The 26,198-nt window shown below is 34.6% G+C and carries 23 protein-coding genes; 3 read left to right on the forward strand and 20 right to left on the reverse strand.

Annotated features, from left to right (window positions below; all coding sequences use genetic code 11):
• Positions 1 to 84: 84 nt before the first annotated feature.
• The 5 genes from bsdcttw_RS13315 to bsdcttw_RS13335 form a co-directional block, all read right to left on the reverse strand.
• Positions 85 to 390 (reverse strand): spore coat protein, encoded by a 306-nt coding sequence (locus bsdcttw_RS13315; protein ID WP_185255351.1) that lies wholly within the window; start codon positions 388 to 390, stop codon positions 85 to 87.
• A 25-nt stretch (positions 391 to 415) separates the two neighbouring features.
• Positions 416 to 640: a spore coat protein gene (locus bsdcttw_RS13320; protein ID WP_185255352.1), complete on the reverse strand. Its 225-nt coding sequence runs from the start codon at positions 638 to 640 to the stop codon at positions 416 to 418.
• A gap of 31 nt (positions 641 to 671) precedes the next feature.
• A complete protein-coding gene (locus bsdcttw_RS13325; protein WP_185255353.1) occupies positions 672 to 1,808 on the reverse strand; it encodes a zinc-dependent alcohol dehydrogenase in 1,137 nt (378 codons plus the stop codon).
• A 17-nt stretch (positions 1,809 to 1,825) separates the two neighbouring features.
• On the reverse strand, positions 1,826 to 2,188 hold the full coding sequence (locus tag bsdcttw_RS13330; RefSeq protein ID WP_185255354.1) for a spore coat protein: 363 nt from the start codon (positions 2,186 to 2,188) through the stop codon (positions 1,826 to 1,828).
• A gap of 85 nt (positions 2,189 to 2,273) precedes the next feature.
• Positions 2,274 to 2,483, reverse strand: coding sequence for a spore coat protein (locus bsdcttw_RS13335; RefSeq protein ID WP_185255355.1), 210 nt, complete (start codon positions 2,481 to 2,483; stop codon positions 2,274 to 2,276).
• A gap of 817 nt (positions 2,484 to 3,300) precedes the next feature.
• On the opposite strand from bsdcttw_RS13335, the gene bsdcttw_RS13340 reads away from it, so the two are divergent.
• Positions 3,301 to 4,311, forward strand: coding sequence for an SDR family oxidoreductase (locus bsdcttw_RS13340; protein WP_330602190.1), 1,011 nt, complete (start codon positions 3,301 to 3,303; stop codon positions 4,309 to 4,311).
• A 129-nt stretch (positions 4,312 to 4,440) separates the two neighbouring features.
• Here the strand turns inward: bsdcttw_RS13340 and bsdcttw_RS13345 are convergent, their stop codons facing one another.
• From bsdcttw_RS13345 to bsdcttw_RS13355, 3 genes are all read right to left on the reverse strand, one after another.
• Positions 4,441 to 6,591, reverse strand: a complete 2,151-nt coding sequence (locus bsdcttw_RS13345; protein WP_185255356.1) for a HelD family protein — start codon at positions 6,589 to 6,591, stop codon at positions 4,441 to 4,443.
• A 301-nt stretch (positions 6,592 to 6,892) separates the two neighbouring features.
• Positions 6,893 to 7,141: a hypothetical protein gene (locus bsdcttw_RS13350; protein ID WP_185255357.1), complete on the reverse strand. Its 249-nt coding sequence runs from the start codon at positions 7,139 to 7,141 to the stop codon at positions 6,893 to 6,895.
• A 131-nt stretch (positions 7,142 to 7,272) separates the two neighbouring features.
• The gene (locus bsdcttw_RS13355) at positions 7,273 to 7,857 is read right to left on the reverse strand and encodes a pentapeptide repeat-containing protein (RefSeq protein ID WP_185255358.1); all 585 of its coding nucleotides are present in this window, start codon (positions 7,855 to 7,857) and stop codon (positions 7,273 to 7,275) included.
• A gap of 299 nt (positions 7,858 to 8,156) precedes the next feature.
• Here bsdcttw_RS13355 and bsdcttw_RS25525 point away from each other — a divergent pair, with 299 nt between their 5' ends.
• Positions 8,157 to 8,657 carry a DUF2127 domain-containing protein gene (locus tag bsdcttw_RS25525; RefSeq protein ID WP_185255359.1) on the forward strand — a complete coding sequence of 167 codons (501 nt, stop codon included), beginning with the start codon at positions 8,157 to 8,159 and terminating at the stop codon, positions 8,655 to 8,657.
• Positions 8,658 to 8,848: 191 nt separating this feature from the next.
• Here the strand turns inward: bsdcttw_RS25525 and bsdcttw_RS13365 are convergent, their stop codons facing one another.
• The 10 genes from bsdcttw_RS13365 to bsdcttw_RS13410 all read right to left on the reverse strand — a co-directional run bounded on the left by bsdcttw_RS13365 (position 8,849) and on the right by bsdcttw_RS13410 (position 21,070).
• A complete protein-coding gene (locus bsdcttw_RS13365) occupies positions 8,849 to 9,232 on the reverse strand; it encodes a VOC family protein (RefSeq protein ID WP_185255360.1) in 384 nt (127 codons plus the stop codon).
• A 22-nt stretch (positions 9,233 to 9,254) separates the two neighbouring features.
• Positions 9,255 to 9,863 (reverse strand): sugar O-acetyltransferase, encoded by a 609-nt coding sequence (locus bsdcttw_RS13370; protein WP_185255361.1) that lies wholly within the window; start codon positions 9,861 to 9,863, stop codon positions 9,255 to 9,257.
• 158 nt (positions 9,864 to 10,021) lie between these two features.
• Positions 10,022 to 10,723 carry an SDR family oxidoreductase gene (locus tag bsdcttw_RS13375; protein ID WP_185255362.1) on the reverse strand — a complete coding sequence of 234 codons (702 nt, stop codon included), beginning with the start codon at positions 10,721 to 10,723 and terminating at the stop codon, positions 10,022 to 10,024.
• A 129-nt stretch (positions 10,724 to 10,852) separates the two neighbouring features.
• The gene (locus tag bsdcttw_RS13380; protein ID WP_185255363.1) at positions 10,853 to 11,845 is read right to left on the reverse strand and encodes a radical SAM protein; all 993 of its coding nucleotides are present in this window, start codon (positions 11,843 to 11,845) and stop codon (positions 10,853 to 10,855) included.
• A complete protein-coding gene (locus tag bsdcttw_RS13385; protein WP_185255364.1) occupies positions 11,845 to 13,551 on the reverse strand; it encodes a M3 family oligoendopeptidase in 1,707 nt (568 codons plus the stop codon). The genes bsdcttw_RS13380 and bsdcttw_RS13385 overlap by 1 nt, the downstream gene beginning before the upstream one ends.
• Positions 13,552 to 13,739: 188 nt before the next feature.
• On the reverse strand, positions 13,740 to 14,333 hold the full coding sequence (locus bsdcttw_RS13390) for an MBL fold metallo-hydrolase (RefSeq protein ID WP_185255365.1): 594 nt from the start codon (positions 14,331 to 14,333) through the stop codon (positions 13,740 to 13,742).
• A gap of 69 nt (positions 14,334 to 14,402) precedes the next feature.
• Complete coding sequence (locus tag bsdcttw_RS13395) at positions 14,403 to 15,011, reverse strand: non-canonical purine NTP pyrophosphatase (RefSeq protein WP_185255366.1); 609 nt, start codon at positions 15,009 to 15,011, stop codon at positions 14,403 to 14,405.
• 33 nt (positions 15,012 to 15,044) lie between these two features.
• Positions 15,045 to 15,647 (reverse strand): YcxB family protein, encoded by a 603-nt coding sequence (locus bsdcttw_RS13400; protein WP_185255367.1) that lies wholly within the window; start codon positions 15,645 to 15,647, stop codon positions 15,045 to 15,047.
• Positions 15,648 to 15,956: 309 nt separating this feature from the next.
• The gene (locus bsdcttw_RS13405; RefSeq protein WP_185255368.1) at positions 15,957 to 18,314 is read right to left on the reverse strand and encodes a glycoside hydrolase family 10 protein; all 2,358 of its coding nucleotides are present in this window, start codon (positions 18,312 to 18,314) and stop codon (positions 15,957 to 15,959) included.
• 155 nt (positions 18,315 to 18,469) lie between these two features.
• Positions 18,470 to 21,070, reverse strand: a complete 2,601-nt coding sequence (locus tag bsdcttw_RS13410; protein WP_185255369.1) for an N-acetylmuramoyl-L-alanine amidase — start codon at positions 21,068 to 21,070, stop codon at positions 18,470 to 18,472.
• Between the two features lie 481 nt (positions 21,071 to 21,551).
• On the opposite strand from bsdcttw_RS13410, the gene bsdcttw_RS13415 reads away from it, so the two are divergent.
• Positions 21,552 to 22,607, forward strand: a complete 1,056-nt coding sequence (locus bsdcttw_RS13415; protein WP_185255370.1) for a tyrosine-type recombinase/integrase — start codon at positions 21,552 to 21,554, stop codon at positions 22,605 to 22,607.
• Between the two features lie 7 nt (positions 22,608 to 22,614).
• Here the strand turns inward: bsdcttw_RS13415 and bsdcttw_RS13420 are convergent, their stop codons facing one another.
• On the reverse strand, positions 22,615 to 25,083 hold the full coding sequence (locus bsdcttw_RS13420) for a PEP/pyruvate-binding domain-containing protein (RefSeq protein ID WP_207726402.1): 2,469 nt from the start codon (positions 25,081 to 25,083) through the stop codon (positions 22,615 to 22,617).
• A complete protein-coding gene (locus tag bsdcttw_RS13425; protein ID WP_185255372.1) occupies positions 25,068 to 25,865 on the reverse strand; it encodes a DUF2087 domain-containing protein in 798 nt (265 codons plus the stop codon). Before bsdcttw_RS13425 ends, bsdcttw_RS13420 begins: the two co-directional genes overlap by 16 nt.
• Between the last annotated feature and the right edge of the window lie 333 nt (positions 25,866 to 26,198).

The following is a 26,198-nucleotide window of genomic DNA, read 5'->3' on the forward strand; positions in this document are numbered from 1 at the left end:
TGCTATTACAGTAATCTCTTAGTTACCGGCAATAAAAAAACACTGTAACCTTTTTTATCTCGGCTGCAATGCTTTTTTTATGATTTAGCTCATGAACTCCTTAAGATTTAAAGCTGTATCAGTAGCTTTCATATCTACCTTATATTGTTCTTCCAGATTATAAGCATGGTAATAACCCTTACTCATCATATAGTCTGAAATAACCTCATGAGTATTTATCATATCATTTAACTGATTAATTAAGGTCACCCGTAATTCCGGAGATGTAGTCTCAGTTATTGCAACTGCATATTCTTGTATACCACTTTTAGAAGACAACAGGAAATCAGTTGCTATCACCTGATCACTTAACTTATCTGTACCGGTTAGTTTTTCAATAATTGAATTCATTTTCAGCCTTCTTTCTATGGTATAACTATTTTATTTGTTCAGGTTCAGCTATCATTGATTGTTCCAGATATCCTCGTAATTCTTTAATATGCTGTTGTGAAGCAGAAATATTGTTTTTTAAAATATTCTTTAATTCTTTATCCGAAACTAACGGGGACATAGTAATTATTTTCGTTAAACTTAAATTCCTGATTGTCATAATCTCATGAAGCTGAATCGTTTCATTTGGAGCAAGCCCTTTCTCCTGCATCTTTCTCTCTCCTTCCAATCATTTATAAACTTTAAGGTTTTAAGATAACCTTTATGCAATTATCCGTCTTTGTATCAAATACTTCATATCCATATGAAGCTTTGTCAATCGGAAGCTTATGAGTAATGATATCGCTGGGATCTACTTTACCTTTTGAAAACAGATCATAAAGTGTCTGCATAATCGGGATTACAGGCGCTTGTCCTGTTCTGATATTAATATTGCGATTCATGATATCGCCGAAAGGAAATGCATTATATCTTCCTCCGTATACTCCTGTTACCTGAATTAGTCCGCCCTTTCGGACTGCCTGGGTTGCCATTACAAATGCACCCAAGGATCCACTCTGCAGCTTTAACCCCGAACCAACAAACTCCATCGGTGTCATCTTGCCATCCATGCCGACACAATCAATGACAATATCGGCTCCACCTTGTGTAATCTCTTTCAAATATTCACCGGTATTGTCATGTTGTTCGAAGTTTATTGCCTCTACATTATTATATTTCCTAGCATGCTGTAAACGGTAATCGATATAATCAACAGCTATTACCCTTTTTGCACCACAAAGCCATGCAAATTTTTGCGCTAAAAGCCCAACGGGTCCACATCCAAGGATGACTACAGTATTACCTTCTTTCACGCCTGCATTTACTACACTCCAATACGCAGTTGATGCTGCATCTGCTATAAGAATAAGTTTTTCATCTTCTACTTCACAATCATCCGGAATCCGGAAAGGGGTGAAATTACCGTATGGTACCCTTAAATATTCGGCCTGTCCTCCCGGGTATCCGCCGAAGGTTTCGCTGTAGCCAAAGAATCCTCCACCTTCTCCATTTGGATTCGAATTATCACACATACAGGTAAGATCATGCTTACAAAAAAAGCATTCTCCACAGCTAACGTTAAATGGAACAATAACTCTGTCACCTTTTTTTACCTTAGTAACCTCAGGACCAATCTCCTCTACAATACCCATCGGTTCATGACCAATAATATAACCTTGTGGAAGATTAGGTATCATATCGTGAATCAGATGCAGGTCCGAACCACAGATTGCTGAATTTGTTATTTTAACGATAATATCGTCGGGTTTTTGAATTGTCGGTGCAGGTACCTCCTTAACCTCAACTCTTTTTATTCCTTGAAATGTTACTGCCTTCATATAAATGACCTCCCTAATTATTTATCCAGAGTAGCAAACAAACCGGATCTGCTTGTATCTCCAGGGAATAAGTTCATGCTTGCAATCTCAGTGGAAGTCTGTGAGGATTCTAAATCCATCTGAAATTGTTTTTCCAGATTGACCGGGTGAAACCAACCCTTTTCAATCATAAGTGTCGAAACAGCTTCATGCATGTTGATTGCTTTATTTAATTCATTCCTGAATACCGTTCTAACTTCAGTTGAAGCAGCTTCTGTTAATGCGATTGCACAATTTCTTACACTGTTTTTGGTATTTAATAAAAGAGCCATAGATATTGTACTATCAACTAATTTTGGCATACCTTCCGCATTTCTGATCTCCAAATAATCCTTTATCAAGTTCTTACCTCCTTTTTAGTAAATGTTGTCAATTTATAACGAACAGCATAAAATCATGATATAGTGCTTCATATTGTACAAGCTGCTATCTTATTTTAGGTGCTTTTGAATACAATTTTTGAAGCTCTCCAATGGATTGAATATCTTGCTGAACATCCCTCTCCAACAGTGCTTTCAAATCCTGATCAAATACAACACCTTCCATCATTTTTGAAGAAGTCATATTAATCGTTTTTAAATTAAGCATTTCATGTAACTGCATCATTTCATTAGGTGCCAAAAAATCATTTACCATTCTTTCACCTCGCTAGTTTAATAATTGAAGATATCCGTATTATTATTTCTTCAAATATTTTTAATATACATATCAAGATATTTTATCTTGATGATATAAAAACCATTTTAATTAGAATTTCAGCTGAATTTTCATCAATCGAAGGTTAAATTGATTCATCATTTCATTATGAATATCATTTCACTATATTTTTTATCAAGTGAATGATTATACATTCATCCATTTATAAATTAATAATATTTTCTATAACTCTATAGAAAATTGTAAATACTGCAAATCTTAATGTGTATTTATATAATAAAAAAGAAAATAAAGGCTTTTTAATATAACCTTTATTTTCCTGCTAAGTAATGTAATACAATTGATAAAAAATGAATTTTAGATTTTCTGTATCCTTTACAAGTAGATTTTTGTCGTTTTCTATTTTTAATCTTCCAGATAAGTAGATTTTACATCTATTTTTTATATTCTGGTAAGCTTTAATTAGTTCTTCGTATTATTCTCTAAATAATTCAAAGTATCATTAATAAATAATTTTCAAAATGTCTTAAGTGAAAAATAAAAAGAATATACTATAATCAAATACAAAAAAGTGTGATCTATATGGACTTTCAAATTAGTATTCTTGTAAATTTACTACTTCTTAATTTCTCAGATGAATATGTTTATTTAAGATATTTGAATTATAACTGGAAAATTCCTCAGATAGGTCCTAGACCTCCATATTACACTAATCCGAGGTATAAATTAAATTACCCTATTATTTAACGTTACTACTATCCCCATCAAAACGAAAGGATTATACAAGGTAAATCACATGGATGATCAAAGTTATCCTCGAACAAATAATATGAAAGATAAAAATGCTACTGATAATTTACAAATAATTCAAGATTTACAGCATTATTTTCAAGAAAATTTAATTACAAGCCCTTATCCCATGTATCCTAACTATGGTACAATTACGCAATATAAAGATATCCCTATCAGCGTTCCTGAACAGCGTCAACTACAACAGCCTGGAATTGAAGAACTAATGGCACCAAGGCCTATTATAGAAAATCCCAATTATAAAGGTTCCGATAAGCTTTTAGATAAAGTAGCTTTGATTACAGGCGGGGACAGTGGTATTGGTGCTGCTACTGCAATAGCTTTTGCTAAGGAAGGTGCTGATATAGCTATATCGTATCTTGATGAACATAATGATGCAATCAGAACAAAAAATCGAATAGAGGAAATCGGACGCAGATGTCTTCTGCTTTCCGGAGATTTAAGAAAGAAACAGCAGTGTATTGATATTGTAAATGAAACAATTAAAACTTTTGGACGATTAGATATCTTATGTAATAATGTTGGTATTCAATTTCAACAGCATAGTTTAATGGATATAAGTGATGAGCAATTTGATGAAACATTTAAGGTTAACATCTATTCTCACTTTTATACTACAAAAGCCGCATTACCTTTTATGTGTCCGGGTAGCTCTATTATTGGTACTACATCCGTTGTAACTTATGTTGGTTCAGATCAGCTTATTGATTATACTTCTACTAAAGGAGCTATTGTTGGCTTTACTAGGGCTCTCGCTAGAAGTGTGGCCAAAGATGGAATTCGTGTGAATGCTGTAGCACCGGGAAAAATATGGACACCTCTAATTCCTGCAAGCTTTTCTGCCGATGAAACAGCTATCCCTGAAGAAAATATGATGATGCGTATCGGCCAGCCCTTTGAATTGGCTCCTACATATGTATATTTAGCTTCAGACGACTCTCGTTTTGTTACTGGTCAGGTACTTCATGTTGATGGAGGTCAATCCACCAATTCATAAAGGAATTCTCATGTCAACAAAGCAGTTGTCCATCTGTATAAGACAACTGCTTTATATGATCAGTAATATAGTAGCAACCGGAAGCTTAATTTTTCCGGGATATTCCTTTATGCAATATTAAACAAAAGTTTATAGCAATGAACTTGCCTCACCCATGCAGAACAAATTAAGTCTGTGAAGTGCCCTTGTACTTGCAATATATAGTAAGTTTTTATCGTCTTCACTGTGATAATTTGTATTATCAGCGTCACATATTAGAACAGCATCAAACTCTAGCCCTTTTGACATATATACCGGTATAATAAATACCCCTTGCAGCTCAGTTGTACTGTCATCTTTCATTATTTGAACATCAATGCGGTCTTTTAGTGATGTAAACAAGGAAAGAGAATTTTTTTCAGTTTTACAAATTAAAGCAATTGACTGGTATCCCTTATCTTTACAATACTTAATTTCGGTCATAATAAGATCGTTAAGGGAGGATTGGCTGTCTCTCGCATAAATTCCGGGCTCATCCCCTTTTCGGTTAAAGCTCTTTATTTCCATGCATTGCTGTGCAAATTTAGAGCTATAGGTTAATATCTCATTGGTACAACGAAAACTCTTATCCATCGTAGCAAGTGAAGATTTTTTCTTGCTTAAGATTTTTCTTATTTGATCGTATATTGTCATGTCTTCTTTTTTTCCAAGTGTCTGGTTGATATCTCCCAATATCGTGAATTTTGAATTTTCAAACAATAGACTGAATATTACGTAATGAAGGTAATAATAATCCTGTGCTTCATCGATTACCACTTGCTTAATATTCTTATATTCATTAACACCATATATTTTTAAATATATATAAGCAAGAACCGTTGCATCATCATAAAACAAAAGATTTGAATTTAAATTCTCCTGTGTATATACTAAAATATCTTCCATATCTTCCGGAATCTCAAAATCTTTTGCTAATGTATAAAAATACTCTTTATCCCTTAATAATTTTTGGTACAGTTCTATGATGTCAAGTTCTGTAAATTTCAATATTTCTTTTTTCGCTAAATTGTTTATTCGAATTTTCTTAAGCTCATAAATTAAATCTACAATAAAATCCTCTAAGTGCTTTAATTTTACCCCTAGCGGAACTTCTTTTCTGCCTATTATTTTCTCTTTTAGTATTTCTTTACTAACAATAAACTGTCCATCATAATAAATATCCTCAAATTCAATCCATTTATATGGAATATCATAAATAAATAAGTTTAATATTTCCATAAACTGATGGGACGTTTTGAATTCTATACTGTTTTTAATCGTGCTTCGGTATCCGGAACTTGTGATTAAGCTTTCTAAGAATTGATTTCTTGATTGGATACGTCGGTTTTGTATAATAGCAGCAAGCATATCTTCAAACACCATAGAAATAACATTATCTTCTCCAAGTTCAGGAATTACATTTGAAATATACTGTTCAAATAATGTATTTGGTGAAATAACTATTATGTTATTAGCGGATAATTTAGTTGACAGTCCTTGATACATAAGATATGCGGCTCTGTGAAGGGCAATTGATGTTTTTCCGCTTCCTGCCACTCCTTGTACCATCATTAAATCATTTTCCATATCTCTAATGACAATATCCTGTTCCTTCTGTATGGTTTCAACGATAGTTTTCATTTTTGATGAGTTGTTTTGGGACAATAGTTTTCTCAAAAATTCATCTACAATTTGAACGTCGGCATCAAAGTAATATTCCAGAATTCCTTTCTTAATTTCATATTGACGCTTTAAACTAACCTCTCCTGTTATTCTTCCTGCAGGTGCATCGTAAAATGCCTGCCCTGTCACAAAACGGTAAAAAACACTTGCTATAGGAGACCTCCAGTCATAAACGCACATCTCATATGAGTTATCCTTCATTAATGAAGAACGTCCAATATATATCTTTTCAAACATATCCTCTCCCTCGAATTTAAAATCAATACGAGCAAAATATGGTGATTGAATTAACTTTTCTAGAAGTGCTATTTTGTTTTCTACTTCTTCATAGTCTACGATTTTTTCTGTTATGGGATTTGCATACTGGCTTAATTCAGCAAGGGCTTCAAAACCATCTGAAGACCATAAACCTGAAATAGTGTGCGAGGTATTTTCACGCAGCTCTTTTTTAGCAGAAATAATTGCAGCCTTATTTATCTCATTTCGCTGCTTTTCATAACTCAGCTGTTTTTTAGCTAAAGCTATCGTATCTTCTAATCTTTTCAATTCATATTCTAATTCGGATTGATTATTTTCCATAATGTAAACCACCCCTTATCTATAATCGGCAGGAAAATCAGCTCCAAAACCGTTGCTAATTACTCTAGCACAACCATATTCGAAAAAACAGTCTTTTATTAATTTGCTATTTATGATATTATTATTATGGGAAGTGATAACTTAGAGTACTTTTGTTATGTTATGTTCTAAGCAAGCTCCGTTTGAATTTTTTCCTGCTGGATATTTCGTTTGTTAAAATATTATTTATATTGTTTTTATTAATATTTCTTACAAAAAAAGACCATCCTGTATCAACAAGATGATCTTTTTTTTATAATTCTTATTCCTGATAGTCGTTCTTTGTACTGTTTGAAGAATAATCTTTTGATGAATCTTTTGTAGAATCCTTTGAAGAATTCTTGCTGCCACTTGAATTTGAAGAGTTATTTCCGGAGTAATCTTTTGCATTGTTACTTCCGTTTACATTGCTGGAATTTTGTGTGCTGTTATTAGCATTGTTTTTGCTAGTAGTGTCTTTGGATGAATTTCTGCTTGCATCATTATAGTTGTTTGAACTTCTGTTTTCCATAGTAATCTCCTTATCATAATTATATTATTAAATTACAAGTTTAATATGTGTAATCTGATAAAGAATATACCCTAAAATAAAATATACATTTAACAATTTTAAAAATTCAAGAAAAAAATAGTACAATATCCTTAATTCACTTTTATACCTAGTTCGCTTAATAGATTAATAACTTCCGGAAAAGAAAATTTTGCATCTTTCATTTTATTTGTAGTTATGCTAATTTGATATCCTGTGGCTTCGCGAAAATCAGCTTTTCTCAAGTCACATCTTGAAAATTGGGTTGACTCCAGTTTACAACCATTAAAGTTACTCTCCATTAAGTTACATTCATCAAAAGCTGAATCCTGTATTGTATTTAATGAAAAGCTGAATCTTTTAAAATTCATATGCATAAAGCTATTGTACTTCAGAATAGATTCCTTTATCTTTGTAATTGGGTCAGCTATATTACCGGCAGGGAGTAAATCGTGCCAATTAACACCAATCAAATTACACTTTTCAAATTCTATATATTTGATTTGCGAAAATTCTGCTTTAAGACTAATGATTTTACAGTTAATAAACCTGCATTCATTGAGGGAGCTATGTGCTAACATACAGTCTTCAAATGTACAATTCATAAACGTACAATCATAAAATTCACAATCTTCTATTCTTTCACCATCCAATTTTATATTTTCGTAATTTTCATTTTCATAATATTTTCGAGACATACTTATTCTCCTTGCAAGTTTAATACACAGAATTCCCGAAATTTATGTCGAAGGGCATAATCAGTAATTTCTGTATATCTTTTTCATAAACCTTGAAAAACCAATCGATTGCTTTTCCATAGTTTTCTTTACTATCAAATTATTACTTTTATCTACTAAATTTAACTATTTGTTTTCATGTATATACAGGTTGTGTTATTCTATATATGCGATATAAAATAAATATTTAATCTATAATACTATTCTAAGAAATCACACACAATACTTATAAATATTTTACAACCGACTGAGGAAAAAGCATGAAAAAAATAATAACTCCTAGAAATATTGATATCAGTTTCCATATAAGTTTAATTATCAAAGGTCTTTTTGATTTAGGTGAATTTTTATGTGGCATTATTACAATTTTTCTAACACCGGAAAGGATGAGGAAACTAATAACATTTATAACATCTAGTGAATTAAAGGAAGATCCGAATGATTTTATAATGAGACGACTAATTTCTTTTAGTGAGACCTTTTCAATTAATTCACAGCTAACAGCTTCGGTCTACTTGCTCTCTCATTCATTTATAAAACTTCTTATAATAATCTTTTTATGGAAACAAAAGCTCTGGGTATATCCGGTTTCTTGTGTTGTATTTGCAGCTTTTGTTGTTATACAATTGTTGGATTTTACACAAACTCATTCCATAACTCTTCTGTTTGTTACTTTCGTTGATATATTCATGATAATCTTAACCATATTGGAATATAGAAATATATCGATAAAATATAGAAAATCAGTTCGTAAATCCTAATCGTATGATAGCTTCTAACTTATCAAAATAATTTGATATATTGGTACCTGGGCAGTTTAATCGGCTCTAGTACTTTCGCAAACTGGTATAAGTCCTCATAGATTTGTGTCATTAGTTGTAGTTTCCTTTTATTTATTTGATAAAGTATACCATCTGTATTTAATTACTTTAATTAAATATCTTCGGGAAGTCTACACCGTAATCTCAATTATATTTCTTTCAATTCCTATGATACAACTCTCATAATACCCATCTCCGGTTGTTCTAGGTCCGCTTGTTATTTCGAATCCGTCTGATCTTAGTTGCTCGGTTAAAAAATCAACCTTTTCTTTACTGCCAACGCTGAATGCAATATGAATATAACCTTTATGCAAACTGCTTTTTTCTGAGTCAACTAATCCTGGTTTGTTCATGATTTCTAAGCGCGAACCATCGTCAAAAGATAAAAAATAGGACTTAAAGTCAGTCTTTTGATTATGATACATTTTACTGGCCTGGGCATTAAAGTACTTTATAAAAAAGTCTTTTACAGCCTCCACCTCATCCACATACACTGCTATATGTTCTATATGCATAATCGAACCTCCTTTTATAAACTTAATAATCCTCCACATCAAACTCTCTATCTTTAAAGTAATACTTCCGATCAGCTTCCGTAATCTCTCGCAGAACCCGGCATGGACTGCCTACAGCAATCACATTATCCGGTATATCTTTTGTAACTACACTGCCTGCACCGATTACAACGTTATTTCCGATTCTAACCCCGGGAGTAATAACAGCGCTTCCGCCAATCCAAACATTGTCACCTATGGTGATAGAGATTCCATATTCATAACCGGAATTTCTTGATTCTGGATGTATGGGATGCCCTGCCGTATAAACTGCAACATTTGGAGCAAACATGACATTATCACCAATTATTACTTTACCCACATCCAGTATAGTACAGTTATAGTTGGCAAAGAAGTTATTCCCGACTTCAATGTTTTTACCATAATCACAATGAAATGGCGGTTCTATTTTTGTGTTTGTTCCTGACTTCCCTAAAATACTCTTGATTAATTCCTCCATCTTTTTTTCATCTTCCGGAGGCATTACATTTAATTCATGTATTTTCTTCTTATTCTCCATTCTTTCATCCAATAATCCATCAAGCCAAGCCTTGTATGGCAGACCTGCAAGCATTCGTTCTTTTTGGTTCATATCTTCTTCATCCTCTCAAGAATATCATTCTGTATGGCATCATTAACCATTCTAACAATGGTAGAAGGTCATGAAATCTAGTTTTATCTCCTGGCTGTTATTATCACCATATAAAACTATCCTATCCGGATTGTTCCAGTGTGCAAAAGCTTGTTTCATTACCAAGGTATGGATTGTCCTTCATTATCAATAAAGATTGGAGTATCCAGGTCTTTTATACTTTGGAATAGTTTCTCAAGTTTAACTGCTGTCTCATACGGATCAAGATCTGCATTCGGTCCCCCCATATCTGTTCTCATCCAACCAGGCTGAACTGCTAACACAGATATTTTATCCTCCTTTAAATAATTAGACAGCAATTTTGACCCCATATTTAAGGCTGCTTTTGACATACAGTAATCAAATTCTTTCACCCTGCCACTCCATGTTATACTACCGCTTTCAGACGATATGTTTATAATCTTAGGGGCATTTCCGTTCCTAATAAGGGGCAAAAAAGCTTTTGCGACTCTAAGAGGTCCTACTGCATTTACATTATATACAAAACTGCAATCATCCAGATTGGTTATTTCCAGAATCTCGAAAGAAGTATCGCTGTGAATCCCCGCAGAATTAATAACAATATCTAAATGATTGGTTAATTCCTTGATTTCTCCAACCGCTGCTTCAACGGAAGCCGTATCGGCAACATCTAATACCACAAGGTCCAATAATGCTCCATATTCTTGTTTTAAAGCCTTAAGGCCCCCTGCATTATTTCTATAACCAGCAAAGACTCGATTTCCCTCTTCCAGGTAGCGTTTTACAAAGCAAAAACCCAGCCCTCTCGAAGCACCTGTGACCAGTATCTCCTTTTTCATATATCTCCTTCCTGTGTGTTTTAACCAGTAAAATTACATTCAGCGATTCTCGTTAAACGCCTTGACAACACTCATTGATCCAATTAACAATGTTATAGGTAAGGTACTAAAGTATTTGACTTCATATCTTCAATGTTTCATTTTATAACTCTTGATATAATAATCAACTAACTCTTCCGTTTCTACAACATTACGAATGGAATCTTGTAATACTTGTTGTTCCGCTGCTTTTATTATCTCAATATATTGTAACAATTTTTCATCCATTGGTATCTTTATACTTTCATAGGCTTTTCCAAAAGTATAAGGGTTACCCATATTACAGGAAAAGCTCATGTCACCATTAGGACGTACTGCGAGAAAACCATAGGACAGCGAATATAATTTATTTTCACTATTCTCAACGATCATTCTCTTAATCTGGTCATAGTTCTTTATATTACTATCATCAATCCGGCCTGGATACTTTATCTTCAACGCTTCTACTTCTTCTAGAAATTCCTTGAATTTAACTTTTGGAACAATCAATTCTTGATTTCTATGGGTCTCATCCTTTGATTTTACGCCAAGTGAGCCAATGGGAGTAAATTTAACCATGCAGTTATACTCCGACAGCAGCTGCTTTGCAATATCCTTTATTTCAGGTATATACTCATTTGCAAGGGTAATCTGTACATAAGTAGCAATCTCCTTCTTATCAAAGAAACGAAGAGCCTTCAGCACTTTATCGTAACTGTCTCTTCCGGCTATTTTTTCATGTTCCTTTGCATTCCCTCCTAATATACTGGTAAAGTATGTATCGAGACAGTTAAACTGAGCTAGCTTCTCAAGTCTTTCTGGTGTCATAGCCAAGCTGTTAGAAGCAAAGCTGACGGGAATTCCCAGGTTCTCTATAAAGCTTAGAATCTCGAAGATATCGGTCCTTACAATAGGTTCTCCGCCAGTTATAATAATATAATTGCCGCCTTGTTCACTGAATTCTTTTATAATATGTTTTATCTGTTCTGTTGACATTTCCAGTGGCTTATGGTGCATTCCTCCGTCAAGATAACAATGCCTGCAATGTTGATTGCAGGCATGTGTTACTTCCAGATAGAGAGTCTTTATAGGTAAGTACTCCATTATTCCTCTTCTCCGATACTTTTTAACAGAATCTCTTTTGCACAGGAAATAGCCCTTGCGACGCTTCCTTCTTCAAATGGCACAGAGAGATTCGCTACCTTTAATAATTCCAGATAACTTTTACTTGCGCCGGCTTTGCAAAGATTTAAGTAATCTCGCCAAGCTTCTTCTTTATTTTCAAGATAACGTTTCTTAAATTCCATAGCTCCCATAGTTGTTAATGTATAGTTGATATAATAGAATGGATATAAAAAGATATGAAGCTTATGGTACCAATATCCGCCTCTATCCATAAATTCATCATCCTCATATTTACGCCAAGGCATATATTTTTCTTCCAGTTTGTGCCACTCATAAGTACGTTCCTTCGGTGTCAGGTTCGGATTAGCATAAACGATATGCTGGAATTCATCAACAGCCACACCAAAAGGGACAAAGGTGATTGCATCCTGAAGATGTACAAAACGGAATTTATCCGCAGCATCACCAAAGAACTGTTCTGCATAGGGGTAAGTAAACTGCTCCATGGACATAGAATGGATTTCTGCAATATCGGTACTGCCCATTGAATATTGGGAAATCTTCTGTTCTCTCATTGCTTCATAGCCTGCAAAGGCATGGCCAAGTTCATGGCTTAATACCTGCATATCAAATATAGTGTGATTAAAGCAGGAAAACACATAGGGTGCTTTCAGAGAAGGCAGAGTTGTCATGTATCCTGTGGAAGCTTTGTTAGCCTTATTTTTTAAATCCATGAGTTCATGGTCTATCATGAAATCAATGAATTCAGCCGTTTCAGGGCTTAAGTCATGATACATCTTTCTGGCTTCTTTTATTAGGTAATCATCATCCCCTATTGGTTCTGCGTTGCCGTCAGGAAATTGGAACTTCTCATCAAATACTTTAAATTCGTCAACGCCAATACGCTTTCTCTGTGCTTCATATAGTTTCTCACACAAAGGAACGATTTCTTTTCTTACCTGTTCTCTAAATGATGCGACCTCATTTACTCCGTAATCGCTTCTTCCCTGTAATAGATAACCTAGGGGAATATAATTCTCAAAGCCTAGTGCCTTCCCCATCTCATTACGTATCTCTACTAACCTTCCGAAGATGTTTTCCATCTCATCTTCCTTACTATGGTAGAAGTCAGAGTAAGCTTTAAAGGCAGCCTTTCGTAATAAGCGGTCAGGATGTTCGAAATATTTTTGGATTCCATAAAGATTAAGGGTCTTTCCTTCAAAGGGAATCTGCGCAGTAGCCATTAATTTCTGATATTGCTGGGTAAGCTTTGCCTCTTCCTGTAAATAAGGTATAAGTTCATCCCTGAATTGTTCGGTTTCCCTACGAATGCGGGTAAGATATTCTTTGCCATATTCTTTGTTAATATCTTCGGCATATTTACTCTCTAACAATGCTTTTGAAAATTCAGTTGTAACAGCTTTTACTTCAGCTGCTCTATTATTAAGAAATTCAACTTCTTTTTCATAAAACTCATTTGTTGTATCTAAGGTGTTACGGATAAATGCAATTGAACCCATTGTTGATACAGGATCTGAGAGTTCTTCATCCTTTTTTATTGCATCCTGCACATCCTTATAACTCTTTGCTTCTTTTACCTGATGTATCAGTTTTTGATACTCTGCTTCGAGTTTATCAAAATCAGGTCTTTCATATTCTAAAGTTGAAAATGTAAACTTCTCCATATGTTCTCTCCTATTAATTATATTTTAAACTTCTATACTATATCATAACAACAATCAATGTCAGATACAAGCATAAATGGAATTATAATCCATATCTATTTAAATACTTTTCTTTTTCATAACCAGATCAAAAATCATTCTTATAATACATCTCTAGGATGAGACTATAAAACTTAATAGAAAACCCCTTACTTTAATACTATCTCTTCTCCGGCTTCCATTAATACTCGTCCCTCTGCTTGAAAACGATTGGCTCTTTCTCTGTCGAACAAGCTGCCAGGTTTCATATGGACAGGAACCGAATGCCTTGCACTAATAATCGCTGCACATTGAGAGGCCTCCTCAATATCCATGTTATATATACCATCACAAGGAAGAAAAGCATAGTCGATCTTTTTTTCTCGTAAGCTCTCCATCTCCGGTATCTTGGAAGTGTCTCCTGCAAAATAAAGAAGCAGGTTATCTGTTTTTATAAGAAATCCCACACATTCATCTTTGGAATGATTTCGGTTATATGCAGGTACCGCCTCAATTTCAATATCCTTGATAGAAATAGAAGCATATATTCCTTCTTTTAACATATCAAAATTCTGAATCACCCGGCAATCTTGCTTTTTAACAGGTAATTGAATTTGATTATGGTCCCCATGCTGATGCGTTACCAGAATAATATCAGCAGGAAGATCATAGCCTTCTCCTGCATAAGGGTCTATGTATATCACTGTTCCTTGTGCTGTCGTAAGTCTAAGACTGCCATGTCCGTTATAATATATTTTTGCCATATTCTTTATCCTCCTGATTCATTTTTTTTGTTTTCAAAATACTATTAAGCCAATCTTTTATCTGATTCGCTACTCTTTTCGAAGAATATTATGAAAAAATTCATAAAACCCCTTATCTAATGCAATTTCATCAACCGTACGTTTTTCCATATCATAATAATACAATCCTGATTCAATATGTACGGACAGACTATCCAACGGAAATCCTTCCATTCTCTTTTTATGAGGTGTACTTACGATATAAAAAACCTCTCCTGAAAGGTTATCCGCCATACTTTCATAAATATGTTCTTCATCCAGAATAAAGCTTATAGCATTCTTGTACCTGGCTTTTAAATTACCAAATCGTTTCGCAAGACTGCTATAGTATTCAATCATTTCATCATCGTTTAATTCTTTGCCGTCTCTTCTTCTGACGTAAACACCAGGTTGATATTCCTCCGGGACATTCTCAAAATACAAACCAGAATCACAGGAAAACACCGGAATATGAAAGGCTTTATAATAGGCTTCTGCTTTAATTCTTGCATTTTCAAGAGGTGTAAGCCCATCCTCTTTAATAAAGGGCAGCTGACTGGAATATTCTTTCAGACTTACTATATCTAAATTTAAGCCTTTCAGGGCACGATACATTGCCTTAATCTTACCTTGATTACTGGTACCGTATAACAACTTCATCTTATGTTTCCTCCAACAACAGTATAATGTATCCTAATTATACGTAACATATTTATCTTTTGAAAGCTTGGTTTCTAATAACTGAATAGCCTCCATTGCCGCATCTTCACTGTCAAAGCTTCTTTTAGGCAATATTCTCATAAGCTTTTCAGATTCAAATATAATAATATAATCATTGGAAATCAAGACTTTGTGAATATCTTCATATTTTAGTTTCATCTGAAAATCTTCTGATTCAATTCCAATATACTCCGGTGAGAGAACATATTTAATTTCTTTCTGTACAAACTTGTTGCTGCTATATTCTTTTACCGCGGACTTTCGAATAAGAAAAGGTGTATAGATCTGAACTCCAATTACTATAACAATTACCACTATCGGTAAAATGGCTTTTGATAATATGTCCTGAAGAGAGAAAGAATTACGTATTATTGGTTCTGCGCTTGAGGTTGGTATGTTCTGGTTCTGTAAAAAACTAACAAGCATTAGAACAATTATAAACAGTAGGAAAGCATAAACAGCTATATGCACTTTTTTACCTTTTCTCATATATCTGTAGTAAAATACGCTGATATCCTTATATTCTTCTTTTGTAAGTCTTACAGAAGCCGATAAATAATCTTCCTGATTCTCCAAATTAACCTCCATATTGCCAACGTGCCGCAAATTTAGTGCAATTTTATAAGTGAATTATGCTTTTTAATAATTCCCACTACTTCTTTCGTGAATATCCAAAATTGATTTGATGTTCCTGAATCGGCAGTAAAAACTTTACGATTTATTTTAACCTATTTTTAACATATTATCCAGATTTTATCGGAAGAATTTTAAGGTATTGAAAATAAGAGCACCGCCATATCGTCTTTGATATAGTGGTACTCTCATTTTTAATTCCTATGTATCATAATAATTGATTTTAAATGGTAGCTGATCTTCCTTATATCTTTAAAGAATTGATAAAAGCCTGTCAACACCGGGTTTTGTAACCTTGTTATAGAAGAATTCATATCGGAAGAATACAAAGCCATCAACCTGACCGGTATTCCTGCCATATTCCACTTGCTCTTTTAATTCATCCGTATTATTCTTCCAATCAGCCTCCAAATCTGAACCAGCTCTGTAGGTTGCAATTCCTACATATACTTTAACAGTAGAACTTGTTCGGTAAGAAAGCCACTTCTTTAATATCTTGTCATATGGATAGGTACTATTTGAGAAAGTCCAATATAACTGAGGACAGATATAATCTACATAACCGTCATTAGATAGCCATGTCTTAACGTCTACGTAGTAAGATTGATCACTGGCAAGAGAATCTATATATCCTCCCGGGCTGATACCAAACTCAACCTTTGGATTGATTTTCTTTATCAAGCTGTAAGCACTTCTTACAAGATTGTTGACATTATATCTTCGCCAATTTGCGATTGTCATTGGCGTTACATTATTCTTCTTGCACACTTCTGCATAAGCCGTATATTCCGGTGCGTCAAAGTTGGTCTTATAGGAGCTTCCAAGAGCCGGATAAAAATAATCATCAAAATGTATACCATCCACATCGTAATTCGTAACGATCTCCTGGATACCATTTAATATCAGATCCTGAACTTCCTTCACTGCAGGATTATAGTAGAGATTTCCGCCGAAGCTGAGAACGTTCCTGTCATTGGAGGTATCCTTATCTTCTTTCCAAACTCTTGCCGGATTATCCTTTGAAAGCTTTGAATAATCTGTACTGGCTGTAGTTACTCTGTACGGATTCAACCATGCATGAAATGCTAAACCTCTTTTATGAGCTGCTTCAACCATATAAGCTAAAGGATCAAACCCTGGGTCTACCCCCTGGGTTCCGGATACATATTTTGACCAGGGGAAATAGGCTGAAGGATACATAGCATCACCATATGGTCTGATCTGTACAACAACCGCATTCATTCCAAGGCTTACGACATTATCAAACATCGTATCGACTGCCTTACCAAAGGATGCTTCTGTAAAACCATTCTTTCCGTAATTAGCAAATTCCAGATAAGATATCCAAACTGCTTTTAATTCCAGCTGAATATCCACTGTCTGAATGATTCGATTTCCGGCTTTATCCTCTGCCATAACACTGTATACACCATCTTTTGTAACACTAAAGGAAGTAGCAGCAGTTACATCCTTCGCACTGTCCCATTTTGCAGAGGTGGCGGAGATATTGCTTCCGGAAAGGTACTTTATCTTACTGATACCGGAAGCATCCTTTGCAGTCAGAGTGACTGTAGCCTTTTGATTCATTACAGAATAATCCACTGCCAGCGCAGGGCTCTTTGCATCAATATTTGTTACCGCTATAATCCCTAGTGAAGTATTTCCGGCTTTATCTTTCAGCAGAACCGTTTGTTTTCCGTTAACAGTGACAGGAAAGCTTCCGTTACCCGCATTATCAAGAGTAATTGCGGTTCCGCCTTTTGCAAAGTCATCCTCTGTTTTCTCACCGGTTAAAAAATATGCAGAAGCAATACCGGATTCCAGATCTTCACCCTTTATTTTTATCATAACACTTTCATTGGTTGGTGTGGAAGGACTTAGGGAATAGGATAACACAGGTGCATTTTTGTCAATATTGTTGATGGTAACTGTTTTCAGCACTGTATTACCAGCTTTATCTTTTAGTAAGAAAGTGTACACATTATTAGACTTTACTGTCATAGAGGCAGAATACGTGTAAATTCCCTTTTTTTCATCAGAAGAAACAGCTTTCAAGTTCAGAAATTTCAACTGACCTGTAAAATCTTTCAATGTCTTTTTACCGGTAAGGTAATATAGATTATCAATACCCTTTCCGGTTTCCTTTATTGTAAAAGACAACACTACATTTTGATTTGTTGCTTCCTTAGAACTTAATGCTACCGAAAGAGTAGGTACACTGTTATCAATATTTGATATAGTAATTGTCTTCACAGAAGCATTGCCCGCTTTGTCCAAAGCATAGAAGGTATAACTCCTATTAGCTGAATAAGATACTGTGGCAACTCCTTTTGAGTTCAGTGCCAATGCTTTACCGGCAGATTTAAAATAAGCCGCTTGCTTTTTATCATAAGCCCATTTAACCACCTTTATACCCGAGGCATCTGATGCTTTAACCGTTACATTTACTTTACTGTTTGTAGGAGCAGTCGAATCAACTGTAACCGTTAGTGCTGGTGCCTTCGTATCTTTTGCAGCAAACGTTGTTTCCGGTCTTTGTACCAGGAAACTAACCGTTAACGCCAGCAGGAAAACTGAAAATATATGACTTCTTTTTATCTTGTGTAGCATACTTCACCCCATTTCAGCGCACTTTGCTGCGCATTTTAACTTTTATACTAATATTATCCAAAAAACAATCTAGATTCGGTAAAACAGCCGGTTCGAAAAATAACCGGCTGTTAAATATTTTTCTAGTATTTATCTCATGCTGAATTATTGCTATATTACCTTCCGGTAGGATATGCATCAAATATTTCACAGATAGTCTGGTAGATGGCATAAGCTGCATCTTCCTGGAAACTTTCATTTGTCAGCATTGTCAAATCTTCTTTATTTGATATAAAACCAAGCTCTATCAGAATGGCAGGAACGTTATTTTCTCTGGTTACTACCAGGTTCTGACTGGATATATAGCGTTTCTGTGTTCCAAGCTTTGAAGTAATGGAATTCAAAGCCAGGGTAGCCAAGGTCTTGCTGTTTAATCCTGCTGAATTCACAGAGGTATTAGGAGCATAATAATATACTTCCGTACCCTTTGGTGAGGTATTGGTATTGGCATTCATATGAAGACTTACAAACATGTCTGCTCCTACTAGGTCAGAGAAAGCAGCTCTGTCATATAAATTAACCAAGGTATCATCATATCTGGAATAATAAGCTTTTACGTCAGAATCAGGACTGTCGAAGTACTGTTTGGTAAGTTCATACATAATCTTAAAATTAAGATTTTTCTCATAGATTGTCTTTCCATTCAGTGAACGTACAGCACCTGGGTCTGTTCCACCATGTCCGGCATCCAAAACAACGATATTCTTATAGATATCCTGAGGATTACCAAGGGTAACACCAACTGATCCATTTCCAAGATCAGAAAGTTTATAACCTTGAAGTACGGTTGTATCAATAACAATCTCAGTTACTCCATTCTCCAGTAACAGACCAACATTATTAATTACACTGCTGGACCATTGAATCGGATTCTGTGCAAAATAACTGGTATAGTCTCCAGGCAGTTTAATTAAGATACGATCTTTGTAGTACTGGTCTTCCGTTGTAATGCTGCTATAAGATAAGCCCGCAGGAAGATTGAATTTAATAGAGTATCCGGTAGTTACTGTTCCAAATACGATTCGATAGGTACTTCCGTCTTGGACAACATTATAAGATTGTGTACCGCTCTTTTCAAAGGTTATTACTGCCGTATTTCCAATAGAAGAGGCAGTAACGGATTTAATAGAAGGAAGTGAGGTTTGTACCGAGTTATCTCCAATACCATTAACGGTAGCAGGAAACTGTAAAGTAACCGTATTGCCGTTCTCAGTTAAATTAACCTTTAAATCCTTCATACCTGTAATCTGCAGGTATTCACTGCCGGAAGAAACACCGGCGGTCACTGTATTGATAAAATTACGATATACCTTTACATAGAGAGTTAAACCATCTCCCGATACTGATAACTCATATTTTAAATCAGGATCTGCCAGATTAAAGGCAACTGTAGCTCCAGCCGGTGACTGCCCATCCGGATTCACTGTTATATTACCGGATAAAGATCCGCCAAGAGTATAAGTCTGAGCAAAACTTGTTACATTATTGATATGCAGATTCAATATAGAATCCTGTTTCGTCAGTGCTGACTTACTAAAGGGAAGTGATCCGTGGATTGCATAGGTTTCGCTGTTTTGTGTAACAGAATCCAAGCTGATATTATTAATAGAGGAACTCATGGATGTATCCTGGGATACTTCTGTCGTATTGGTTATACTGCTCAAATTCGTATATTCATTTAGATTTGAAGAGGATAATCCCCAGCTGAAAGAGGTAGTATCCGGCAAAGGATCTCCTCCCAACTCCGGCCCTCCATTGCCTTGATCAGGCACCGTGATAATCTTACTCTTTGTGAGCGTAGAGGTCTTCGTAGAGGAACTCCAACTATAATCATAGCCCAGATAAGATGCTACAAAGCTTCCGGGCACCATAACATATGCTACGTTATTATCCAGATTAGTAATGACAAGAGGTGCTGTATCCATTACTCTCGCTCTTCCGTTTACTTTGGCGGTTTTACTGCCCATTGTAAGTTCTACAGTTGTAGTGTCATTTGCTAATGTCAGAACTTTAGTAGATTTATCGTAGTTATAATCTGCACCAACAGAAGAAGATGCAAATACCTTGTATGCCTGGACCAGTGCGGTGTCATTCATTATAATACTTGGTAAATCACTGACATCAACTTTCTTCTTCTCAACAATAACTGAACCTCTTGTGCCGCTATAGTTAACGGATTTACTATTGTAGTAAAGGTGCAAGGGCTTTGTAATTGATCCAATCAAAGTACTGCTGTTCCAGGTATATACATACCCGAAGCTTTCTGCAACAAATCTAACAGGAACCATAAACTTTGTTGCTTTTGTATCTTTAAATGTGATTCTGGTAGGTGCTAAAGACATGGTAACATTCTTACCATCAACTACAGCAGTTTTACTGCCTTCTGTCAGTACCATTTTCTTACCGTTCTGTGTCAGGGTAAGAATACCTTTTGAACTATTATAGGAATAATTAAGTCCCACTCCCGAATTCACAAAAACATCCAGAAAAGAGGCTAATGAGGTACCGTCAATGACAACACCCGGTGTATTCTTTAGATCAATGGCTTTTCCTTCATAGTAATACTTCGCCTGGTTGCCTGTATAAGCAATTGTTTTCTTCGTGTTATACAGATATAGGTTCAGTTTCGTTGCCGCTGATACCTCCGTAAAGGGCAGGCACAATAAAATAAAAGCTAATACCCCAATAAATTTCCAGTTGTTTTTTATCTTAATCATTTTAACTCCTTTTGTGAATACGCATCTTACCTGCATACGCAAATAATTTGAACGCTTTTATTTCCACTCCAATCCTTTTCAAAGTAAAGACTTTGATATGTATTTCGGAATATGTACAGCCTATAATTCTGTTGCTATTCCAGTTGTATGTTATCGTTTTGGCAAAATACCAACCTTTTGCTAAAACATCAGCTTTTTTGCAAAAATTACAAAAAAATCATCTGAAACGTGTGGTTGCCGGTAAATGAAACTTGTAACCGGCAGTTGTTGTTAAGTTACAATTTCTTCTTACGGTTATCTACCTCCTTCTACTTTCAAAGACCAATTGTTAACAGTTGAATTCATTACATATACTCACACCTACTATTCTCTTATAACTTAATGCGTAAACGTGTTAAAAATATGTCATTTTTTTGTTATTCATGAATTTTATGGTCAATTTGCCTAAATCATGTTATACTTGAGTTACTGGAGGTGTCACATGTCTGAGCATAATTACCACGAAAGTATGAATATCTATAATACAATTCGAATGAGAAAGGTATTGGAAGAACTGCCCTCTTTTTGTAAGGATTTTTTCAGAGGAATTGAACCTACCACCTCTTCCCTGACCCGGATTGCTTATGCCTATGATCTGCGAGTGTTTTTTGAATTTCTAGCAGCCAAGAATCCCTCCTTTAAGAATAAAGATATCAGAACAATACGGGTTGATGTATTGGATGAGATTAAGGCAATAGATATAGAAGAATATCTGGATTATCTCTCTTATTATAAAAAGGGAGATATGGAATACATAAATCAGGAAAATGGAAAAAAAAGAAAACTTATCTCCTTAAGAAGCTTTTATAACTATTATTTTAAAAAAGAAATGATAGTAACAAATCCGGCCGCTTTGGTTAATATCCCCAAACTTCATACCAAAGAAATCATCCGGCTGGATATTGATGAAGTGGCTCGTCTCTTAGACCAGATTGAATCCGGTGAAAAGATGACAAAGCAACAGTTAAAGTACCATGAGAAGACAAAGAAAAGAGACCTTGCACTAATAACTCTGTTATTAGGTACCGGTATCCGTGTATCTGAATGTGTAGGACTTGACTTAAATGATGTGGATTTTCAAAATGACGGAATCAAGGTCAGAAGAAAAGGCGGCTCGGAATCCATCATTTACTTTGGAGATGAGGTGAGGGAAGCTCTGGAAAGCTATCTGGTTGAACGTGATACGATTATACCGGAATCAGGCAGTGAAGAAGCCTTGTTCTTATCTATTCAGAAGAAGCGCATCAATGTCAGATCCGTTGAAAACCTTGTCAAAAAATACTCGTCTATGGTTACAAGCCTAAAGCGTATTACCCCCCATAAGCTTCGAAGCACCTATGGCACCAGCCTTTATAGAGAAACAGGTGATATCTATCTGGTAGCGGATGTATTGGGGCATAAAGATGTCAATACCACCAAGAAGCACTACGCTGCCATTGAAGATTCCAGAAGACGCAGTGCTGCCGGGAAGGTACGATTAAGAGAAAAGTCTGATTAGGAATTCATTAGATAACTGAAATTGTTCCTTCCTCACCATTTAATATAACAGTGTCTCCTGTTTTTAGAACTTCGAATGCATTGCTTACATAATAAATTGCAGGTATGTTCATTTCACGGGTAATAATTCCCATGTGGTCAAAAGGTGAGCCACCACTAACAATCAACCCTGTTACCTTTCCGACGACCGGAAACAGATCATTACCATGCCCATTCCGAACAACCAGAATACACTCTTCTTCTATCTGCTTAGGAATACAATGACCAATCAATATTTTACCTTTTACAGTTCTATTTAAAGAAGAAAGTCCTTTTAAAATTATCTTTGAATCCTCAGCAACCATTTGCACCTCGGTACCAGTGGAGGGTGCAGTCGAGGGTTCTTTCTCTTCAGTATCATGAACCGTAAATAATGGTTGAGGTGGTATCATCTTTTCTTGTTTCATGTACTTTTCTTTTCTACCGGAGATATCAACAGAGGTAATTTCATTCTGTAACGATTTGAAAATTTCATCAAATTTTAGATAATATATATCATCTGCATTACTAAGCGTCGCTAATTCTACAAGGCGACTCCCTGCAAATGATATTGCCATTTTAAGGTATCCCCATGAACTATCTTCGCAGTAGTAATGATGATTATCAATGGAAGCAAAGGTTTTTTCTGCTAAGCATAACTTTTCTAAAAACTCACTTTTCTTGTTTTCCGGTATTAACTGAAGTATACGACTTTTCTCTTCTTCTTTTTTCATTTGTATCATAGAAATAGTCGAATAATATAAGTTTCCATCCTGTTGCATTGATGACTTTATTTTATCAATAATATAATATGGTTTTTCCCTTAGATTATTTGCAGGATTGTTTTTTGGACCAGCATTTTGCATACCATAAAGTTTGATATATTCACCGATTAGCTTTTCGAGTTCTATCCAGTTCTCTGAATACTTTAATCTTTCATATACGATTAAGGGATAGTCTGAACTATGAAGAATACGAGTGCATTCTATATGTTCCTTAAAGAAATCAGAAATGTTAAGCAGCATTTCTCTTTCTTTATTTTTTATGGTTTTACAGTAAATGAGATTATAAAGTTGTTCTGTGTTTATATCTATATCCAGTTTTTCCAGATAATGATGAAATTCCTCAATATATTCTTCTCCAAGAACGGATTCCCAATGGGCTGAATCTATGAAATTGCTATAGTTAAGGGCGGTACTCAAAAAATCAGCAACTTCATAGTCCGTCAACTCTTTTTCCATGAAGTTATCCATCTGTGTTTTCATTATAAGAATCTTTGGGAGTAACTCATCTTGAAAAATGCCAAGATTCCTATCAGCTAGGAGTTTTAGCCTGGCTATAGCAGCTTCTCGTAATTCCCTCTCATTTTGCATACCACCTGTACCAATATACATGTAACCATTTAACTGCTTTATAACTGCATTTTGTGAACCATAACCCGTTCTGTAAATCCCCTCTTTTCTGTGGGTGAAACTCATACGGTAAAAATCCTCAAGCAGTGGATATATTGGATATTGCTCGGCTAGAAACCATCTATATTTTTTATCATCTTCCGTCGCTTCATATGTAAATCTTTCAAATTTCATTGTTGTGATAGGACGAGCTTGTAAAATATAGATATCTTTCCCATCGTAGGTCCATTCAATATCTGCTGGATAACCAAGCTTTTTTTCTATTTCCACAGCAGTTAATAATAATTGTTTTGTTATTTCATCCGGCAGATGACATTCTCCTTCTTTTGGTTGATTCGTATCCGTTATTTTCATCGTGCTTTTATCCATTTTGATAAAATATGATTGTGTATTCGAATCAACAAAATCAGAACATTTCCCTTGAACATAATTGATATAAGTACTGTTTGTATCATAATTTTTAGTATCCGTCGTAAATATGACCCCAGAGAATTGTCCTTCAATGTATTCCTGTATAATGACACTCATCTTTATCTTTGATAAATCATAATCATTCATTTCATAATACGATAAGGCACGTTCAGAAAACAACGACTTATAACATTCCTTAATACTTGTAAGAACTTCATCAATATTTTGTAGATTAATAAATGATTCAAGTATACCAGCCATACTGTTTTTTTGCAGATCTTCGCAGGTGGCTGATGAACGAACGACATATGTTTGGTTTTCTTTGTTCAATCCACAACTTGTTAATGTTTTAAGGATGTCCTTTATTTGTATTTTACTAAAGTTAGAAGCGGTAATAAATTCCTGTATTTCTTCATTTTTTCCATTATAATCATCAAATGAATAGGTAAAGCCATTTTCTTTCATAAAAGCAGAGTAAAATTCAGTGGATAAGGCACACCCCTTTGGAACATTGAAATCTCCAAAAAGCCGACCTAAAACATATGCTTTACTTCCGTATAAATCCTGTTCGCATAAAGACAATCTACAAATTTGATTCATATTAATATCTCCTTCTATCATTATTGTTTTACCCAATACCCCTCACCATTTGTTTTCCTATCCAAAAAACCATATTGGACCAAATATCGTCGAATAGTTGAAATATCATCGTAATAATTCTTGATTATTGCATTAACTTCTTTTTCAGAATAAATTTTATTTTGGTCAAATTCTTTTGCTAATTGCTGTAATATTATTATTTTATTCTTTTCTTTGGCAGGAAAGGTCTTGATTATCAATTGACCATCTATATTAAAATATCTCTTCAAAACCTCATCTTTTTCAGATTGGGTGATTGCATATCTATCATCTATCATCGTAGCGGTTCTGTGAATATCAATAAGGTTATCTTTTTTATTTTCATTCACATTTAGATTGTCCATCCTGTTACTATCTCTCTTTTCTTCAAGTAACTCAGTCATTGCCACGATTATTTTTGCTTGTTTATACTTTTCTCTAAATGCAAACCTTTGATTTCGGATAGTTGAGGTATTGGTAGCTTCTGTCATTTCAACAACCTCCTTATCCGTAAACCCTTTATAAAACATACTCATCAATTCTTTTTGATGTTCCGTTAAGCCAGTGTAGACTTTGCCCATATTCAATAAATAATCGAACATAGAACCATGAGTTTCTGTAACATGGGCTTCAACAGCTTTCTTTGCAGTATATAATATGTTTTCAGCAGGGTAAATCACTCCACTTTCGAAGCTTTTTCCGCAAATCAAACAGGTAAATTTTTTATTCATATTGTTATAGTAATAACCTTGCTTTAACTCTAAAATGGAAGCCTTCCAAAAGTATTCATCATAGCTCATATATAACTTTCCCTTCATATGTTTACAATTATAATAGACAATAATAACTATAGTCTATATTTATTGCTTTGTCAATTATTGGTATGATTTTTTTTAGAAACTTTACTCTGTCTTCATAAATGAACATTATTATTCGAAAAAACAAAGTTAAAAAAATAAAGTACATTCCAAAAAAATGTACTTTATCAATCTTGTCCAGCAAGGATTTTCTTCTATTCAATTTTAAATCACATTATTTTTATATATATTTCTTATGCTTTAAATCCTAAAATCCTGATAATAAGCTTTTGAGATTTTTTCCTCTTTCATACACAAATCATGATCTGTCTTTTC

This window comes from Anaerocolumna chitinilytica, assembly GCF_014218355.1.
Taxonomy (GTDB): domain Bacteria; phylum Bacillota; class Clostridia; order Lachnospirales; family Lachnospiraceae; genus Anaerocolumna; species Anaerocolumna chitinilytica.

Excerpts from the sequence above, each read along its gene's own strand:
- bsdcttw_RS13340 (WP_330602190.1), top strand. The coding sequence starts at position 3,301 with ATGGATGATCAAAGTTATCCTCGAACAAATAATATGAAAGATAAAAAT.
- bsdcttw_RS13335 (WP_185255355.1), bottom strand. The coding sequence starts at position 2,483 with ATGGTAAATGATTTTTTGGCACCTAATGAAATGATGCAGTTACATGAA.
- bsdcttw_RS13415 (WP_185255370.1), top strand. The coding sequence starts at position 21,552 with ATGTCTGAGCATAATTACCACGAAAGTATGAATATCTATAATACAATT.
- bsdcttw_RS13365 (WP_185255360.1), bottom strand. The coding sequence starts at position 9,232 with ATGCATATAGAACATATAGCAGTGTATGTGGATGAGGTGGAGGCTGTA.
- bsdcttw_RS13395 (WP_185255366.1), bottom strand. The coding sequence starts at position 15,011 with ATGAAGTTGTTATACGGTACCAGTAATCAAGGTAAGATTAAGGCAATG.
- bsdcttw_RS13380 (WP_185255363.1), bottom strand. The coding sequence starts at position 11,845 with ATGGAGTACTTACCTATAAAGACTCTCTATCTGGAAGTAACACATGCC.
- bsdcttw_RS13410 (WP_185255369.1), bottom strand. The coding sequence starts at position 21,070 with ATGATTAAGATAAAAAACAACTGGAAATTTATTGGGGTATTAGCTTTT.
- bsdcttw_RS13390 (WP_185255365.1), bottom strand. The coding sequence starts at position 14,333 with ATGGCAAAAATATATTATAACGGACATGGCAGTCTTAGACTTACGACA.
- bsdcttw_RS13345 (WP_185255356.1), bottom strand. The coding sequence starts at position 6,591 with ATGGAAAATAATCAATCCGAATTAGAATATGAATTGAAAAGATTAGAA.
- bsdcttw_RS13355 (WP_185255358.1), bottom strand. The coding sequence starts at position 7,857 with ATGTCTCGAAAATATTATGAAAATGAAAATTACGAAAATATAAAATTG.
- bsdcttw_RS13375 (WP_185255362.1), bottom strand. The coding sequence starts at position 10,723 with ATGAAAAAGGAGATACTGGTCACAGGTGCTTCGAGAGGGCTGGGTTTT.
- bsdcttw_RS13385 (WP_185255364.1), bottom strand. The coding sequence starts at position 13,551 with ATGGAGAAGTTTACATTTTCAACTTTAGAATATGAAAGACCTGATTTT.
- bsdcttw_RS25525 (WP_185255359.1), top strand. The coding sequence starts at position 8,157 with ATGAAAAAAATAATAACTCCTAGAAATATTGATATCAGTTTCCATATA.
- bsdcttw_RS13325 (WP_185255353.1), bottom strand. The coding sequence starts at position 1,808 with ATGAAGGCAGTAACATTTCAAGGAATAAAAAGAGTTGAGGTTAAGGAG.
- bsdcttw_RS13425 (WP_185255372.1), bottom strand. The coding sequence starts at position 25,865 with ATGAGCTATGATGAATACTTTTGGAAGGCTTCCATTTTAGAGTTAAAG.
- bsdcttw_RS13405 (WP_185255368.1), bottom strand. The coding sequence starts at position 18,314 with ATGCTACACAAGATAAAAAGAAGTCATATATTTTCAGTTTTCCTGCTG.
- bsdcttw_RS13350 (WP_185255357.1), bottom strand. The coding sequence starts at position 7,141 with ATGGAAAACAGAAGTTCAAACAACTATAATGATGCAAGCAGAAATTCA.
- bsdcttw_RS13315 (WP_185255351.1), bottom strand. The coding sequence starts at position 390 with ATGAATTCAATTATTGAAAAACTAACCGGTACAGATAAGTTAAGTGAT.
- bsdcttw_RS13320 (WP_185255352.1), bottom strand. The coding sequence starts at position 640 with ATGCAGGAGAAAGGGCTTGCTCCAAATGAAACGATTCAGCTTCATGAG.
- bsdcttw_RS13370 (WP_185255361.1), bottom strand. The coding sequence starts at position 9,863 with ATGAACCAAAAAGAACGAATGCTTGCAGGTCTGCCATACAAGGCTTGG.